17 protein-coding genes are annotated in these 14775 nt (G+C 73.8%); 12 read left to right on the top strand and 5 right to left on the bottom strand.

The genetic code is table 11. From position 1 onward, the window contains the following. The first annotated feature begins 87 nt into the window (after nt 1-87). From ACVCAH_RS19235 to ACVCAH_RS19220, 4 genes are all read left to right on the top strand, one after another. A complete protein-coding gene (locus ACVCAH_RS19235; RefSeq protein WP_447137547.1) occupies nt 88-849 on the top strand; it encodes a FadR/GntR family transcriptional regulator in 762 nt (253 codons plus the stop codon). A 221-nt stretch (nt 850-1070) separates the two neighbouring features. Next, on the top strand, nt 1071-1865 hold the full coding sequence (locus ACVCAH_RS19230) for a hypothetical protein (protein WP_447137546.1): 795 nt from the start codon (nt 1071-1073) through the stop codon (nt 1863-1865). Then, nucleotides 1862-2248 (top strand): VOC family protein, encoded by a 387-nt coding sequence (locus ACVCAH_RS19225; RefSeq protein WP_447137545.1) that lies wholly within the window; start codon nt 1862-1864, stop codon nt 2246-2248. Before ACVCAH_RS19230 ends, ACVCAH_RS19225 begins: the two co-directional genes overlap by 4 nt. A 104-nt stretch (nt 2249-2352) precedes the next feature. Further along, nucleotides 2353-2781 (top strand): PPOX class F420-dependent oxidoreductase, encoded by a 429-nt coding sequence (locus ACVCAH_RS19220; protein WP_447137544.1) that lies wholly within the window; start codon nt 2353-2355, stop codon nt 2779-2781. 78 nt (nt 2782-2859) lie between these two features. Here the strand turns inward: ACVCAH_RS19220 and ACVCAH_RS19215 are convergent, their stop codons facing one another. The 4 genes from ACVCAH_RS19215 to ACVCAH_RS19200 form a co-directional block, all read right to left on the bottom strand. Further along, complete coding sequence (locus ACVCAH_RS19215; protein ID WP_447137543.1) at nt 2860-3645, bottom strand: maleylpyruvate isomerase family mycothiol-dependent enzyme; 786 nt, start codon at nt 3643-3645, stop codon at nt 2860-2862. Nucleotides 3646-3654: 9 nt separating this feature from the next. Then, nucleotides 3655-4938 (bottom strand): MFS transporter, encoded by a 1284-nt coding sequence (locus tag ACVCAH_RS19210; protein ID WP_447137542.1) that lies wholly within the window; start codon nt 4936-4938, stop codon nt 3655-3657. A 195-nt stretch (nt 4939-5133) separates the two neighbouring features. Next, nucleotides 5134-6081 (bottom strand): membrane protein, encoded by a 948-nt coding sequence (locus tag ACVCAH_RS19205; protein WP_447137541.1) that lies wholly within the window; start codon nt 6079-6081, stop codon nt 5134-5136. Between the two features lie 96 nt (nt 6082-6177). Continuing rightward, nucleotides 6178-7314 (bottom strand): hypothetical protein, encoded by a 1137-nt coding sequence (locus tag ACVCAH_RS19200; RefSeq protein WP_447137540.1) that lies wholly within the window; start codon nt 7312-7314, stop codon nt 6178-6180. Between the two features lie 3 nt (nt 7315-7317). On the opposite strand from ACVCAH_RS19200, the gene ACVCAH_RS19195 reads away from it, so the two are divergent. After that, nucleotides 7318-8841, top strand: a complete 1524-nt coding sequence (locus ACVCAH_RS19195; protein WP_447137539.1) for a sensor histidine kinase — start codon at nt 7318-7320, stop codon at nt 8839-8841. A 37-nt stretch (nt 8842-8878) separates the two neighbouring features. Here ACVCAH_RS19195 and ACVCAH_RS19190 read toward each other — a convergent pair whose 3' ends face one another. Then, nucleotides 8879-9739: an SPFH domain-containing protein gene (locus ACVCAH_RS19190; RefSeq protein WP_447137538.1), complete on the bottom strand. Its 861-nt coding sequence runs from the start codon at nt 9737-9739 to the stop codon at nt 8879-8881. A gap of 154 nt (nt 9740-9893) precedes the next feature. On the opposite strand from ACVCAH_RS19190, the gene ACVCAH_RS19185 reads away from it, so the two are divergent. From ACVCAH_RS19185 to ACVCAH_RS19155, 7 genes are all read left to right on the top strand, one after another. Next, complete coding sequence (locus ACVCAH_RS19185; protein ID WP_447137537.1) at nt 9894-10436, top strand: YbaB/EbfC family nucleoid-associated protein; 543 nt, start codon at nt 9894-9896, stop codon at nt 10434-10436. After that, nucleotides 10328-10603: a type VII secretion target gene (locus ACVCAH_RS19180; protein WP_447137536.1), complete on the top strand. Its 276-nt coding sequence runs from the start codon at nt 10328-10330 to the stop codon at nt 10601-10603. The genes ACVCAH_RS19185 and ACVCAH_RS19180 overlap by 109 nt, the downstream gene beginning before the upstream one ends. Nucleotides 10604-10731: 128 nt before the next feature. Further along, on the top strand, nt 10732-11742 hold the full coding sequence (locus ACVCAH_RS19175) for a WXG100 family type VII secretion target (protein WP_447137535.1): 1011 nt from the start codon (nt 10732-10734) through the stop codon (nt 11740-11742). Nucleotides 11743-11752: 10 nt separating this feature from the next. Continuing rightward, nucleotides 11753-11944 (top strand): DUF4926 domain-containing protein, encoded by a 192-nt coding sequence (locus tag ACVCAH_RS19170; RefSeq protein WP_447137534.1) that lies wholly within the window; start codon nt 11753-11755, stop codon nt 11942-11944. A 136-nt stretch (nt 11945-12080) separates the two neighbouring features. After that, nucleotides 12081-12773 carry an RraA family protein gene (locus ACVCAH_RS19165; protein WP_447137533.1) on the top strand — a complete coding sequence of 231 codons (693 nt, stop codon included), beginning with the start codon at nt 12081-12083 and terminating at the stop codon, nt 12771-12773. Nucleotides 12774-12972: 199 nt separating this feature from the next. After that, nucleotides 12973-14106 carry a peptidoglycan recognition protein family protein gene (locus ACVCAH_RS19160; RefSeq protein WP_447137532.1) on the top strand — a complete coding sequence of 378 codons (1134 nt, stop codon included), beginning with the start codon at nt 12973-12975 and terminating at the stop codon, nt 14104-14106. A gap of 128 nt (nt 14107-14234) precedes the next feature. Continuing rightward, nucleotides 14235-14648 (top strand): VOC family protein, encoded by a 414-nt coding sequence (locus ACVCAH_RS19155; protein ID WP_447137531.1) that lies wholly within the window; start codon nt 14235-14237, stop codon nt 14646-14648. Nucleotides 14649-14775 lie beyond the last annotated feature (127 nt).

The raw sequence follows: 14775 nt of genomic DNA, 5'->3' as shown, positions 1-14775 counted from the left end.
CGGTGTTTACATCCGCTTAACGTCGGGATGCTAGGCCGAAAAAGCGGATTTATTCAAGAGGTTGATCTAACTGATATGATCCGTGGCGTGGAACGGTACTCCTCCGGGGGCGCAGCCGCCCAGAACGCCCCTGCTGAGGCCGGGCTGCACGCACGTGTCCTCGACCACCTCGGCACGGCCATCTGCGGCGGCGACCCGGCCCCCGGGGCGGTCCTCAACATCGACGAGCTGGTCGAGCGCTACGCGGTGTCCCGCTCGGTGATCCGCGAGGTGCTCCGGGTCCTCGCCTCGATCGGGTTCATCGAGACCCGCCGTCGGGTCGGGGTGATGATTCGCCCGGCGCACGACTGGAACGTCTTCGACCCGCAGGTGATTCGCTGGCGGCTCGCCTCAGCCGGCCGGATCACCCAGCTCCGGTCGATCACCGAGCTGCGCACCGCCGTCGAGCCGCACGCCGCCTGGCTGGCCGCCAACCGGGCCGGTCACGACGAGGCGAGCGATCTCGTCGGGCTCGCGGCGAAGATGTGGGCCGCCGGCAAGGCCGGCGACGAGGAGCGGTTCCTGCGCCTCGACATCGAATTCCACCGCCAGGTCCTGGTTGCGTCCGGCAACGAGATGTTCGTCCGGTTGCAGGACCTGATCGCGGAGGTGCTCACCGGCCGGCACAAGCACCACCTCATGCCGCACCACCCCAGCGACGAGGCCCTCCAGCTGCACGCCGACGTCGCCCAGGCGATCCAGCGGCACGACGGCGAGCGCGCCCGGCAGGCGATGGTGCAGCTCATGGAGCAGGCGTTCGACGAGATGAAGTCGATCTGGGAGCAGAGCGCCGAGCCGGACGGAGCCTGACCCCCCACCGCCTCCGCGCGTCCTTCCCCGAAGTCCCCCCGCCCGGCGTATGCTGGTGGCGGCGCCGTCCCGCGCCCCACCTCCTTTCCGGTGCTCACGCCGCCGGCGTCGCGGAGGCAAAGGGAACCAGGTGTTCTCGGGATGCCGTGCCACATGCCTTCTCCGGCGCGGTCGACGGGAGCGTGAGTCCCTGCGGCCGTGCCGTTGACAGGGAGCATGTGATGACGCATCAGCGCACCTTCAAGTCCCGGGTCCGCACCCGGATGGCCAAGACCGGCGAGAGCTACACCACCGCCCGCCGGCAGCTGCTCGCCCGCGCCCAGACCACCGCGACCGAGCCCGACACCGCAGCTGAGCCGACCGCACCCGCCGAGCCCGTCGCCCCGACCGGGTCGGCCGCCGGCCCGGCCGGCCAGCCGCCGGCGGCGGCCCCCGCCCCGACCGCCGGGGGCACCGCGGAGCAGACCGAGCGGATCTCCGACGCGCTGCTCGGCGAACGCACCGGCCGCGGCTGGGCGCAGTGGTTCGCCCTGCTCGACGACTGGGGCGGCACCGGGCGTACGCACACCGAGATCGCCCGCTGGCTGGTGACCACCCACGAGGTGCCCGGCTGGTGGGCGCAGACGATCACCGTCGGGTACGAGCAGGCACGCGGCCTGCGGGCCCCCGGCCAGCGGCGCGGCGGCGGGTTCTCGGCCAACGGCTCGCGCACCGTCGCGGTGCCGGTGCGGCGGCTCTTCGACGCCTTCGCCGACGACACGCTGCGCCGACGGTGGCTGCCCGACGGGGTCTCGGTCCGTACCGCCACCGCGCCGAAGACGTTCCGCGCGGACTGGGCGGACGGGTCGACCCGGATCGTGGTCGGCTTCGCCGCGGTGGGCGAGTCGAAGTCCCGGGTGGCGGTGCAGCACGAGAAGCTCGCCGGCGCGGAGGAGGCGGCGCGGTTGAAAGCGTACTGGCGGGAGCGGCTGGCCGCGCTGAAGCAGCTCCTCGAATCGGACGGAGACCCGCGATGACGACGACCTTCATCAACCTGCCGGTCCGCGACCTGACCACCTCCACCGAGTTCTTCCGGATCCTCGGCTTCACCGCCGGCGACCTGTCGCCGGACGGCGCCAGCATCCAGCTCGCCCTCACCGACACGACGCAGCTGATGCTGCACACCACGAGCACCTTCGCCGGATACACCGGCGTCGGCGTCCCGGACACGGCGACCGCCCGGGAGGTGATCGTCGGCCTCGCCCTGGACAGCCGGGAGGAGGTCGACGACCTGATCGGCCGCGTCATGGCGGCCGGCGCCGAGCCGCTCGCCGAGACGCAGGAGCAGGGCGGGCTCTACATGCGCGGCTTCCGCGACCTCGACGGCCACCAGTGGTCGTTCCTGCACGTCACCGGCTGACCGGGCGGATCCGGCGGCGGTCCACCGACCGCCGCCGGGCCGGGCCGTGGCGGGAAGATCCGCACCCCGGCGCGTCCGTCGGGAAGATCGACCAGAATGGCCCCATGGCCCAGAAGATGACCGACGAACAGTGGCGGGCGTTCGTCAGCCACGGCACCCGGACGGGCAAGCTCGCCACCGTACGGGCTGACGGCTCTCCCCACGTGGCACCGGTCTGGTTCGTGCTGGACCGCGACGATCTCGTCTTCAACACCGGAGCGACCAGCGTCAAGGGGCGCAACCTGCGGCGCGATCCGCGGGCGGCGCTGACGGTCGACGAGGAGCACCCGCCGTACGCCTTCGTCTCCGTACGCGGGCGGGTCACCGTGAGCGAGGACGTCGACGAGATGCTTCCCTGGTCGATCCGGATCGCCGCCCGCTACATGCGCGGCGACCGCGCCGAGGAGTACGGCCGACGCAACGCCGTGGCCGGGGAGCTGCTGGTGCGGCTCCGGGTGGAGCAGGTGGTGGCGTTCACCGGCGTCGCGGACTGACCCGTCGCCGGCGTCGCCGCCGTGACCGGCCCTCGGCCGAGGGCCGGTCACGCCTCTCCGCCGAAGACCGGTCGGCCGTCACCCGAAGGCGACGGCCGCCAACCAGCGGTCGAGCAGCTCACCGTCGCCGAGGACCTCGACGCCGCCACCGCGGGGTGACCGGCGCCGGTAGACGATCAGCAGCAGTTCGGTGAGCGGGCCACGGACCGCGACGGCGGCCTTCTCGTGGGCGCGGCGCCAGGCGATGACGTCGCCGGTGAGGTCGACCAGCCACTCGGCGGCGGGCGCGGCATCGGTGGCGTGCAGGTGCACGGTGCGGCCGGGGCCGAGCAGCTCCCGCCGCTGCGGATAGAAGTCGAACATCACCGGCAGCGAGCCGAGCTCCAGCCACTCGTCGACGGCGTCGACCGCCACCGCCTCGCCGGCGGTGAACGGCAGGCCCAGCGCCAGGGCCGCGTCCGCCCGGTGCAGCAGGGTCTCGTGGCAGAACCGCCGGGCGTAGAAGGACGCCGACACCGTGCCCGGGACCGGCGTCCACACCCGGGCCTGCGGCCCGGCCGCGCGCAGGGTGTCGGCCAGCTGGGTCGCGCCCTCGGCCAGCCAGGGACCGAGCACGGCCGAATCCTCGTCGGTGTAGCCGGCGAGGTCGCGCAGGGCGTCGTCGGGCAGCGGACCGGCCGCGCGGGTGCGGACGATCTCCTCGGCCCAACGGTGACCGTGGCCGAGGTGCCGCGCCAGTTGCCCGACCGTCCAGCCGGGACAGGACGGCACCGGCGCGCGCAGGTCGGCGCCGGCCAGGTGCGATCGCAGCAGGTCGGTCTGGGTCACGATCTCGTCGGCCCAGCTGTCGTACGTCGACGTCACCCGGCCACCCTAGGCCGCACCACCGACGTCGTCGGCGCTCACCGGCTGGCGCGTCGCCCGCCGGGCCCCTCGTCGCCGGCCCCGGCCGGCCGCCAGCGGCAGCGCGACGAGCAGGTACGCCGCTGCGGCCACCGCGAAGGCCACCCCGTTTCCGGCGGCCGTGGCGACCAGGCCGTAGCCGGCGTAGACCACGATGATCGTCAGGTCCGTGCCCATTCCGGCCAGCGAGGTGACGGTGGCCCGGCCGGGTCCGGTGATCCGGGCCTGCAACCGCGCCTCGGCCAGCACGCTGGCCAGTTGGAAGCCGCAGAACGCCAGCCCGACCAGGACGAAGCCGACCGGCCGGCCGAGCAGCGCCCCGACGGCCAGGGCCAGGGCGGCCAGCACCAGCAGGGCGGCGTAGCCGCGCCGGGTGAGCCGCTCCCCCGCCGGGGCGAACAGCCCGCCGACGCTCACCCCGACCCAGGTCAGCAGGAGCAGCAGCGGCACGGTCTCGGCGGCGACGCCGGTGTCCCGGGCCAGCAGCGGGGTGTACTCGTCCAGCGCGCCCCACACCGCGGTGACCGCGGCGACCAGCAGCACCGCCGCGCGGACCGCCGGATCGGCGTGCGCCTCGGCCAGCCCGGCGCGCAGGCTGGCCCACCAGCCGAGGTCGGCCTCCTCCGGCTCGGGCGCGCCGGCCGGGTCGGCGGGGCCGGTCGCGGCGGCGCGGTGTTCCGGGAACCGGGTGGCGACGGCGGCGGCGAGCAGGCAGGCCAGCACGCTGGCCGCGCCGACCGCCGGATAGCCGCCGGCGGCGAGCACCGGGGCGGCCAGCACGATCGAGGCGAGCACGGCGAGCGTCTCGGCCGTCCGTGCCCGGCCGATGATCCGGGCGTACCGGCCGGCCGCGCCGCAGCGGTCGAGTTCGGTGAAGATCAACGCCTCCAGCGCCCCGGAGGCCAGGGCACCGCCGGCGCCCCAGAGCACGAAGCCGACGGCGAAGGCCGGATAGGACGGGACCAGTACCCAGAGGGCGAAGGCGGCCGCGCTGACCAGCGGCGCGAGGCAGAGCAGCAGCCGCCGGGAGACCGCGTCGGCCCAGGCGCCGGAGGGCACCTCCAGCAGGATGCTGCTGGCCGACCAGATCACGAACAGCGAGCTGATCTGCCAGACGGAGAGGCCGGTGTCACTGAACAGCAGCGCGTACACCGGGTAGAGCAGGACGAGTTCACTGAGGAACGCGTACCCGTAGAGGGTGGCCGCCAGCCGGCGGACACGCGGGTCGGGCACGCGTGCGGAGATGGGAGTCATGAGGCCTTCCCGGAGGGACGAAACGGACGCCGGACGTACGGCGACCGCGGCGGCCCACGGCAGCGACCTCTAGCAGTGCATCAACATCGCCACGTCATGCGGCGATGGTAGACGGGCCGACCCGGCTCGGTCACGCCCTTCCCCGGACACGCGCCGGGGTGGGGCCCGGCGGACCCCACCCCGGGCGGCGGTGTGTCAGCGCCGGTCGCGGTCCACCGGCGGGATGACCATCGTGGCCTCGGCGTCGTCGCCGCTCGGCTGCGCCGGGATGGTGGCGCCACGCGGAGTGGGCTGGGTCGCGTCCGGGTCGGTGTGCACCGGCGCGGCCGGGCCGGGCTGGCCGGACGCGGCGGGCACCACCTGGGTGGCCTCCGGGTCGGCGCCGACCACCTGGGTCGGCTCCGCGCCGGTGCCCGCCCCGGCCAGCCCGGCCTCGGTGTCGCGGCGGCCGGCCTGGTACGCGCGGGCGTGCGTGGCGATGAGCTGGGACTCCTGCTCGGCCCGGGCGAGCCAGGACTCCCACCGGCTCTGCATCGGCCGGACCAGCCCGCCGCCGACGCCGACGACGAGGATGCCGCCGGCGGTGGCCAGCACGGCGATCAGCACCGGGGTGGTCACCGCGGTGGCCACGCCGATCTGGTTGAGCGCGGCGATGACGCCCAGGCCGAGGATGAACACCGAGGCGATGGTGGCCAGGATCCGGCCGTACGACAGGCCGCCGAGGGCACCGCTGATGATGTCCTTGACCGCGTTGGCGATCGCCGCGGCGACCACCACGATGACGATCGCGACGAAGGCGCGGGGCAGCCACGCGATGACCCCGGCGATCAGGTCCGAGATGGGGTTGGGGCCCCAGATGCCGAACGCGAGCTGCAGGGTCACCAGCAGCACCGCGTAGTAGGCGAGCTTGGCGACTATGTCGCTGGCGTCGTACCGGGACCGGGCCAACGCCCGCCGGATGCCGCCGCGCTCGACGGCCCGGTCGAAACCGATCCGTTCGAGCACCTTGTCCACGATCTTCAGCACCGCCTTGGCGATCAGCCAGCCGACCACCAGGATGGCCAGGAAGGCGACCGCCTTGGGCAGAAAGAGCAGCACCGAGCGGAGGGTGTCTCCCACCGCGTCACCGAAGTTGTCTCGCATCGGAAATCCTCCACATGGGGCACCGGTTCGTCCGGGCCGACCTACCCCGTGGGGATCCGCCGGAAACCCGGACCCGCCAGCACCGCGGGCGGGAGGTCAGCCGCGGCAGTCGTATGCCACCTCGGTCTGCGCCTGCAGCGGGGCCGGGGAGATGATGTTGACGGTGGCGGTCTGCCGGGTGCTGCCGACCCCGCTGAACGTCCATTCCAGGGTCAGGTCGACGCTGCGCTGCCCCCGGCCGACCCGCTCGGTCAGCATGCTGCTCGGCGGGCTGCCGGAGCGCAGCCACTGGTACTCGACGACCCCGCGCCGGCCGTTGGTGCGCACGGTCGCGACCACCTCGACGGTGACGTCGCACCGGTCGCCGGCCGGCTCGGGCACCGCGACCGTCACCCCGCTGATCTCCAGCGGGCTGATCCGCTGCCACAGGTACACCCCGACGGCGGCGAGCAGCGCCACGGTGAGCAGGGCGGAGAGCACCGAGGTGACCGTCCGCCAGACCGACCGCCGGCGCGGCGGGGGCGTCGGCCAGGCCGGCGCGGCCGGGGGCGTCGCCGGGACGCCCGGCCCGAACCGCACCTCCGCGCCGCGCGGCGCGGCCGCCCCGGAACCGGCGGCCGTGCGGTGCCCGCCGCCGGCCGCGGTGTGCGCGCCGTAGACCGTGCCCGTCCCGGCCGCGGTGGTACGCCCGGCGTCGGGCGCGGCTGCCGTCGACGTCGGATCGGCCGCGCGGCCGGTCGGCCGCCCCGGCACCGGCCACGTCGTCATTTCGGCGGTCGGCGGCCCGGTCGGCACGGTCGCGCCGGATCCCACGGTCCCGCTGTCCGCCGCCAGGTGGGCCGTCGGTTCGGCCGCGCCCACCGTCGGGCCTGCCCCGCCCAGCTCCGCTGTCGGCTGCGCTCCACCCAGCTGGACCGTCAACTCCCATGCGCCAGGGTGCACCGTCGGCTCGGCGGTCCCGAGCTGCGCCGCCGGCTGCGCTCCACCCAGCTGGACCGTCAGCTCCCCCGCGCCGAGGTGCACCGTGGACTCCCCCGCGCCGAGCTGGACCGTCGGCTGCGGCGGACCCCACTGGACGGTCGGCTCGACCGGATCCGGGCGGGGCGTGGGCTGGGCGGGGGTGAGCCGCGCGGTGGGCTCGGCCGGGCGCGGGGGCGGGCCGGGCCGGCCCGTCGCGTCGTCGTGCAGGGCGCGGGTGGGCACCGCCTCGGTCGGGTCGTTCGGCTGGGTCACGGCATGGCCGCCCTCGTCGTGCTCGGCGCGGCGGTGGGCGCCGCCGCCCTCGCGCACACCGCGACCGTCTCCGACCGGCTGGCGGACCGGATCGCCCCGGCCCGTACGGCAGTGGGGCAGCTCGACAACGAGCTGGCGAGCCAGGGGGCGGCCGTGCACGCGTACGCCCTCGCCGGCGAGGAGCGCCTCCTCGCCCCGTACCGGCAGAGCGTGGCGGCCGAACGCGCGACCACGCTGCGGCTACGCGGCCTGCTCGCCGACGAGCCGGCGGCGCTGCGCGACCTGGAGCGGGCCGGCGGACTCGCCGACCGGTGGCGCGCCGAGGTCGCCGAGCAGCTGATCCGGGACCGGCAGACCGGCGCGACCCCGGCGGAGCTGGCGGCGGTGGCGACCCGCGGTTCGGCCGCCTTCGACACGGCCCGGGCGGAGCTGACCGGCCTGGAGGGACGGCTGGACCGGATCCGCGACGCCGGCCGGGCGGACCTCGACCGGGCCCGCGCCCTGCGGGACCTCACCTTCGTGGCGATCCTCGCCGCGCTGCTGCTGGCCAGCGTCGTCAGCTCGGTGCTGGTGCGGATGACGGTGCTGCGGCCGCTGGAACGGCTGGGCGTCTCGGTACGGCAGGTGGCCGGCGGCGACTTCGGCCACCGGCTGCGCCCGCAGGGGCCCGCCGACATCGCCCGGCTCACCGACGACGTGGAGACGATGCGGCAGCGGATGGTGGACGCGCTGGAGCGCAGCCAGCACGACCGGGACGCCCTGGAACAGCAGGCGGCCGAGCTGCGCCGGTCCAACGAGGACCTGGAGCAGTTCGCCTACGTCGCCTCGCACGACCTGCAGGAGCCGCTGCGCAAGGTGGCCTCGTTCTGCCAGATGCTGCACCGCCGCTACGCCAGCCAGTTGGACGACCGGGCCCAGCAGTACATCGGGTTCGCGGTCGACGGGGCCACCCGGATGCAGGAGCTGATCAACGACCTGCTGACGTTCTCCCGGATCGGCCGGGTCTACGGCGACCTGCGCGAGGTGGACCTGGCTGAGGTGTTCGGGCAGGCGGAGGCGAACCTGTCCCACGCGGTCGAGGAGGCCGGCGCGGAGATCACCCGCGACCCGCTGCCCACCGTGCAGGGCGACCCGACGCTGCTGACCATGCTGTGGCAGAACCTGCTCGGCAACGCGGTCAAGTTCCGCAGCCCGGACCGGGCGCCGCGGATCCGGGTGACGGTGACCGACACCCCGGACGGCTGGTCGTTCACGGTCGAGGACAACGGCATCGGCATCGACCCCCGGTACGCCGAGAAGATCTTCGTCATCTTCCAGCGGCTGCACCCGCGCGGCTCGTACCCGGGCACTGGGATCGGCCTGGCGGTCTGCAAGAAGATCGTGGAGTACCACGGCGGCACGCTGAGCCTGGACGAGACGTACACCGGCGGCGCGCGGTTCCGGTTCACGCTGCCCCGCCCGCCGGCGCCCGCCGTGCCGGAGCAGGCGGGCGAGCCTGCGGCGGAGGAGTCCGTGGTCCCGGCCTGAGTGGCGCGGCCGGGACTGCACCCCCGGTCCACCTCGATCAGCCAGGGGGCGAACCCCCGTCGGGCTCGGCGGCCGCCGCGACGGTCCCGGTGACCGGCCCGAGATCCGGCACACCCGGCCCGCTCCGCTCCGGCCCGGTACGGCTGAACTGGTCGAAGAAGCGCAGCAGCTCGACCGGGAACGGCATCACCAGGGTGCTGTTCTTCTCCGCCGCCACGTCCACCACCGTCTGCAGCAGGCGTAGCTGGTACGCCCCGGGCGTGGCCGCCATCGCCCGGGAGGCGTCGGCGAGCCGCCGGGACGCCTGGAACTCGCCGTCGGCGGCGATCACCCGGGCTCGGCGCTCCCGCTCCGCCTCGGCCTGGCGGGACATCGACCGCTTCATCCCCTCGGGCAGCGCCACGTCCTTGACCTCGACCCGCTCGATCAGCAGCCCCCACGGCTTCTCCGTCGGCGCGTCGATGACCGCCTTCAGCTCGGCGTTGACCCGTTCCCGGTCGCCGAGCACCGTGTCCAGGTCGGCCTTGCCGATCACCGACCGCAGCGCGGTCTGCGCCACCTGGAGCACCGCCGACGGGTAGTCGTGCACGTTGACCAGCGCCTTCACCGGGTCGACCACCCGGTAGTAGACGACCGCGTCGACGGTGAGCGTCACGTTGTCCCGGGTGATGGCGCCCTGCGGCGGCACGCCCATCACCACGGTCTGCATGCTCACCCGCACCATCCGGTCGGCGACCGGCACGATCAGCTGCAGGCCCGGCTGCCGGACCCGGTCGAGCACCCGGCCGAACCGGAAGACGATGCCGCGCTGGTACTGCTGCACCAGCCGGACACTCAGCGTCCCGAGCAGCGCCAGCAGCGCGAGCACGATCACCACGCCGACCACGGTGGCCTCCATGGCACCTCCGATCCCGGCGGCCACGGCCGCCGCCCGCGACGCCGGATACCCGTTGCGCCGGCGGACACGCCTGCCCGCCGTCACGGGGCGGCACGGATCGACTTCGGTTGGTAACGTGACGCGGGCTCGCACCGGCGGAACGGGGGGCTCCGGCGTGTGGAGGGATGAGGCGGCGCTGGACGCCGTACGACGACGGGTCGACGACTGGGAGTCCGCCATCGCCGACCGGGCGGCGCGCACCGCCGCGCTGACCCGGGAACTGACGACGCTCACCGTGACCGCGCGCAGCGCCGACGGTGCCGTCGCGGCGACCGTCGACGCCGCAGGCGCCCTGGTCGACCTGCGGCTCGACGAACGGGTGCGCGGGCAGTCGGCCGCGCGGACCGCCGAGCAGGTGCTGGCGACCGCCCGCGCGGCGCAGGCGGAACTGGTCCGCTGGGCGGTCGCGGCGGCGGAGGCGGCGCTCGGCGTGGACGACCCGACCGCGCGCTGTCGTCGAGTCGTACGCCCGCCGGCTGCGCCGGCCCGACGACGGAGGCGCTGGTGCCACCCGGTGAGGGCGTCCGGGTCCGGCCGGAGGATCTCGACGTGCACGCCGGGCATCTCGACGCCGTCGCCGACGCGGTCGACCTCGCTGCGGGGGCCGGTCGGTCCGGGCGGCTCGGCGGCGACGCGTACGGCCAACTCTGCGCGCTGATGCCGGTGCTGCTCGACCAGGTGCAACAGGTGCTGGTCGACGGCGTCGACGGCGCCGCCGGCTCGGTGCGGCACACCGCCGGGCGGTTGCGGACCGCCGCCGACCGTTACCGGGGCGCCGACGCCCACGCACAGGCCGCGCTGGACAGGCTGCGCGGGCGGCGGTGACCGGCAACCCGCTCGTCGCCACGCCCGTCGACACCACCAGCCCGTGGAGCGGGGTGTGGATCGCCGAGGACATCGAGCTGATCGGGCAGGGCATCCGCGACGGCAACTGGATCGACGGCAGCCTCGGCGTGGTCGGCGCCGGCCTCGACGCGCTGGCCTTCGTCTCCGACCCGGTGGGCTCGCTGCTGCAGTACGGCATCGCCTGGATCATCGAACACGTCCGCCCGCTGACCGAGGCGCTCGACTGGCTGGCCGGTGACCCGGCGCAGATCGCCGCCCACGCGCAGACCTGGCGCAACGTCGCCGGGTCGCTGCGTACCGAGGCGGAGGCGCTCACCCGGGCGGTCCGGCTGGACCTCGCCGAGTGGGGCGGGGCCGCCGGCGCCGCGTACCGGTCGTGGGCGGCCGAACAGCAGGGCGCGCTCGTCGGCCTGAGCCGGGCCGCCGACACCATGGCCGCGCTCACCGAGGGCGCCGGCTGCCTGATCGCCGCCGTGCGGCTCATGGTCCGCGACGCCATCGCGCTCTGCGTCTCCCGCCTCATCGTGTACGCGGCCGAGGAGGCCCTCAGTCTCGGGCTGGCCACTCCCCTCGTGGTGGAACAGGTCGTCACGACGGTGGCCGCGTTCGCGGCGAGGATCGCCCGGTGGCTGCGCGGGCTGCTGGCCAGCCTCCGGCGGTTGATCCCCGAGGCGCGCCGCCTCACCGAACTGATCGACCTCCTGAGACGACACCTTCAACGACACGGCAGGCCGAAGGATCCCGAGCCGTCATCGGGCGGGCAGGGCCCTCACGTTCCTCATGGTCCGGACACACCGGACTTCAGTCATCCGGAGATCGATTCTCGGAAGATCACCGACTATGCGATGAACCCCGATCACCCGGTCGGAAGGAACAAGTACCGAGTGATCAATTCGGCTACCGGATTGAATGTCGGCGATGCGAGCCTCATCGAAAGCCAGATCCGGAACGGCGTCCGTGACGGCACGCCGATGCCGGGCAAGGCCGATCAGTACGGACAGCGATGGTCTGTCGACCTCCCGCTGACGGGGCCCAAGGGCACTATCATCGTCCGAACCGCCTGGCTGCTCGAAGAGGCTTCGGCCACGCCTCGACTCGTCACCATCTCGTTCCCGTGAGGATCTCAACGTGGACCTGTACGACCTTGTCGAGCTGACGACCGACCTGCCCGACGAGCGGATTCCCGCGGGGTCGGTCGGCACGATCGTGCACGTCTTCCAGCGGCCGGAACTCGCCTATGAGGTGGAGTTCGCCGACGACGACGGCAGGACGCTCGCGACGGTCGCGCTGACGCCGGACAAGCTCCGGCCATCTCGTTAGCCTCACCGCGCCCGCGGCCTCGTCGCGGAATCCCGGGAGCCGGGCGCGGGCCAGCCGATCGGGATTGGACCGGTTGGTCCGCCGGTCGGCGTCCCTACGATGGCGGCCCACGGTCCAGAGTCACCCGGAGGACGCCATGGTGGAGCACATCGCCGACCTGCCCACGCCGCTGCTGGCCGACGCCTGCGTACGGCTGGACGTGCCGCTGCGGGCGGCGCCCGTGGGTGTCCGGCCGGTCGTGTCGGGCCAGCGGGTGGCCGGCCGGGTGCTGCCGGTACGGCACCACGGCAGCGTGGACGTGTTCCTGGAGGCGTACGGCTCCGCCGCGCCGGGCGACGTGCTGGTGATCGACAACGGCGGCCGGACGGACGAGGCGTGCGTCGGTGACCTGGCGGTGCTGGAGGCCGCGGCGGCCGGGGTCGCCGGCCTGGTGGTGTGGGGGTTGCACCGGGACACCGCGGAGCTGGTGGAGATCGGCCTGCCGGTGTTCAGCTACGGCAGCTGCCCGCTCGGGCCGACCCGGCTGGACGGTCGCGACCCGGAGACGTTGACCAGCGCGCGGATCGGCCCCCACCTGGTCACCGTCGACGACCTGGTCTGCGCCGACGACGACGGGGTGCTCTTCCTGCCCGCCGCCCATGCCGGGGAGATCGCGGCGACCGCGACGAGGATCCGGCGGACCGAACGGACCCAGGCCGCCCGGATCCGCGCCGGTGAGACGCTGCGCCAGCAGACCGCGTTCGACGAGTACCTGGCCCGGCGCGACGAGGATCCCTCCTACACGTTCCGGCGACACCTGCGCCGGATCGGCGGCGCGATCGAGGAGTGAGGCGCGTGGCCGGCGTAGGGCCGATGGGCCGAGGCGCCCCGGGCGTCGTCGATCCAGGGCGGACGGTGCTGGCGGCACCGGCGGCGATTGACCCCTAGCGCGGGCCTGAGTCTTGGCAATATCCTCCACACGACGCGCGGCCTCTGGAGCTACTTTTCACCCGCTCCGCCCTTCCCCCGTCGGCCGCAGAGGAGATGCCATGCACGTCGACCATTCCGAACTGGACCGTCGCACCCTGTTGCGGGCCGGTCTCGGCGCCGCCACGGTCGCGGTCGTCGGGAGCGAACTCGCCTTCCCGGCGGCCGCGCAGGCCGACCCGGGCGCGGACCTGGACTGGATCTACAGCTGCGACGAGTGGGGGGCGCGCCCGCCGGCCGACCCGCTGTCGGTCAGCGCCATTCCCACCAACAAGATCATCGTGCACCACATGGCGTTCCCGAACGTCACCGACTACTCCGAGGCGCAGGCGATCAAGCTCGCCCGCGACTGCCAGAACCTGCACATGGACGGTAACGGCTGGTCCGACACCGGCCAGCACTTCACCATCAGCCGGGGCGGCTACGTTATGGAGGGCCGGCGCGGCAGCCTGGAGCGCCTCCAGGCCGGCGACCGGCAGATGATCTCCGCGCACTGCCCGGGCGAGAACGGCCGGGCCATCGGCATCGAGAACGAGGGCACCTACGTCACCGAGACGCCGCCGGAGGTCCTGCTCGATTCGCTGGTCAAGCTCTGCACCACGATCTGCCAGCAGTACGGCCTCAAGGCCCACGACATCTTCGGTCACTGGGACTTCCGCACCACGCTGTGCCCGGGCGCGGCGTTCTACCGGCAGTTCCCGATGTTGCGCCGGCGGGTCTTCCGGGAGCTCGGCACCGACCTCGCGGACGTGCCGGCCCGCCGCTGGCCGGACCTCTGGCGGTTCGTCGGCTCGCCGTCGGTCCGGGTGGTGCAGTACCTGCTGACCCACCGCGGCTACACCGTGCCGGTGAACAGCGTCTTCGACGCGGCGACCGTGGCGGCCGTGCAGGACTGGCAGTTCCGCAACGGCATCCCGGTCGACGTGGACGCCACTCTCACCGCCCCGACCTGGGAGACCCTGGTGCCGGAGCTGGACAAGGACGCCAGCGGCGTCCCGGTCAGCGCGGTGCAGTTCATGCTGAACTTCAAGGGGTGGACCGACGTCGCCGTCACCGGCGAGTACGACTACGCGACCAAGAAGGCGGTCAAGGACCTCCAGGCCCTGCACAACCTGCCCGAGGACGGCAAGCTCACCACCAGCACCTGGTGCGTACTCGTCGGCGGCTCGGTCCGCCAGTCCTACCGGCAGGCCTGACGACGCCGGCCCGCGGTGGGGGTGGCCGGGCCACCCCCACCGCCTCCGGGTGAGCGCTGGGCGAGTCTCGTTGTCCGGCACCGAGTCGTCTGCGACGATGGCCCCTGGTCAGGACCAAGGAGGGTGCCATGACGTCGCGACTCAATCCGTACCTCAGCTTCGCCGGCAATGCCCGCGAGGCGATGGAGTTCTACCACCAGGTCTTCGGCGGCAACCTGACGCTGAGCACCTTCGGGGAGTTCGGCACCGACGATCCGACGCTGGCCGACAAGGTGATGCACGGCATGCTGGAGACGCCGGCCGGGTACACCCTGATGGCCTCGGACACCGCCCCCGGCATGGAGCACGTACCCGGCAACAACGTCTCGGTGAGCGTCAGCGGCGACGACGCCACCGAGCTGCGCGGCTACTGGGACAAGCTCTGCGTCGGCGGCACGGTGAGCGTCCCGCTGGAGAAGCAGATGTGGGGCGACGAGTTCGGCATGTGCGTCGACCGGTTCGGCATCGGGTGGTTGGTGAACATCGGCCAGCCCCAGGGCTGACGGGCCGCGTCGGCGGCCGACAGGTGTAGCGGGGGCGGCGGCGCCGGTGGGAACGCCGGCGCGCACCGTCCGGAACCTGCACGTCCGCCCGGACCTGATCTCCTCGGCGACCGGATCGCGGCGATCC

It is taken from the genome of Micromonospora sp. LZ34, assembly GCF_052981855.1.
Note: the sequence above shows the minus strand (reverse complement) of the source record. Positions and strands in the feature narration are given on the sequence as shown.

Coding starts and splice junctions, on each gene's coding strand:
- ACVCAH_RS19230 (WP_447137546.1), top strand. CDS start 1,071: ATGACGCATCAGCGCACCTTCAAGTCCCGGGTCCGCACCCGGATGGCC.
- ACVCAH_RS19225 (WP_447137545.1), top strand. CDS start 1,862: ATGACGACGACCTTCATCAACCTGCCGGTCCGCGACCTGACCACCTCC.
- ACVCAH_RS19220 (WP_447137544.1), top strand. CDS start 2,353: ATGGCCCAGAAGATGACCGACGAACAGTGGCGGGCGTTCGTCAGCCAC.
- ACVCAH_RS19210 (WP_447137542.1), bottom strand. CDS start 4,938: ATGACTCCCATCTCCGCACGCGTGCCCGACCCGCGTGTCCGCCGGCTG.
- ACVCAH_RS19205 (WP_447137541.1), bottom strand. CDS start 6,081: ATGCGAGACAACTTCGGTGACGCGGTGGGAGACACCCTCCGCTCGGTG.
- ACVCAH_RS19195 (WP_447137539.1), top strand. CDS start 7,318: ATGGCCGCCCTCGTCGTGCTCGGCGCGGCGGTGGGCGCCGCCGCCCTC.
- ACVCAH_RS19190 (WP_447137538.1), bottom strand. CDS start 9,739: ATGGAGGCCACCGTGGTCGGCGTGGTGATCGTGCTCGCGCTGCTGGCG.
- ACVCAH_RS19165 (WP_447137533.1), top strand. CDS start 12,081: ATGGTGGAGCACATCGCCGACCTGCCCACGCCGCTGCTGGCCGACGCC.
- ACVCAH_RS19160 (WP_447137532.1), top strand. CDS start 12,973: ATGCACGTCGACCATTCCGAACTGGACCGTCGCACCCTGTTGCGGGCC.
- ACVCAH_RS19155 (WP_447137531.1), top strand. CDS start 14,235: ATGACGTCGCGACTCAATCCGTACCTCAGCTTCGCCGGCAATGCCCGC.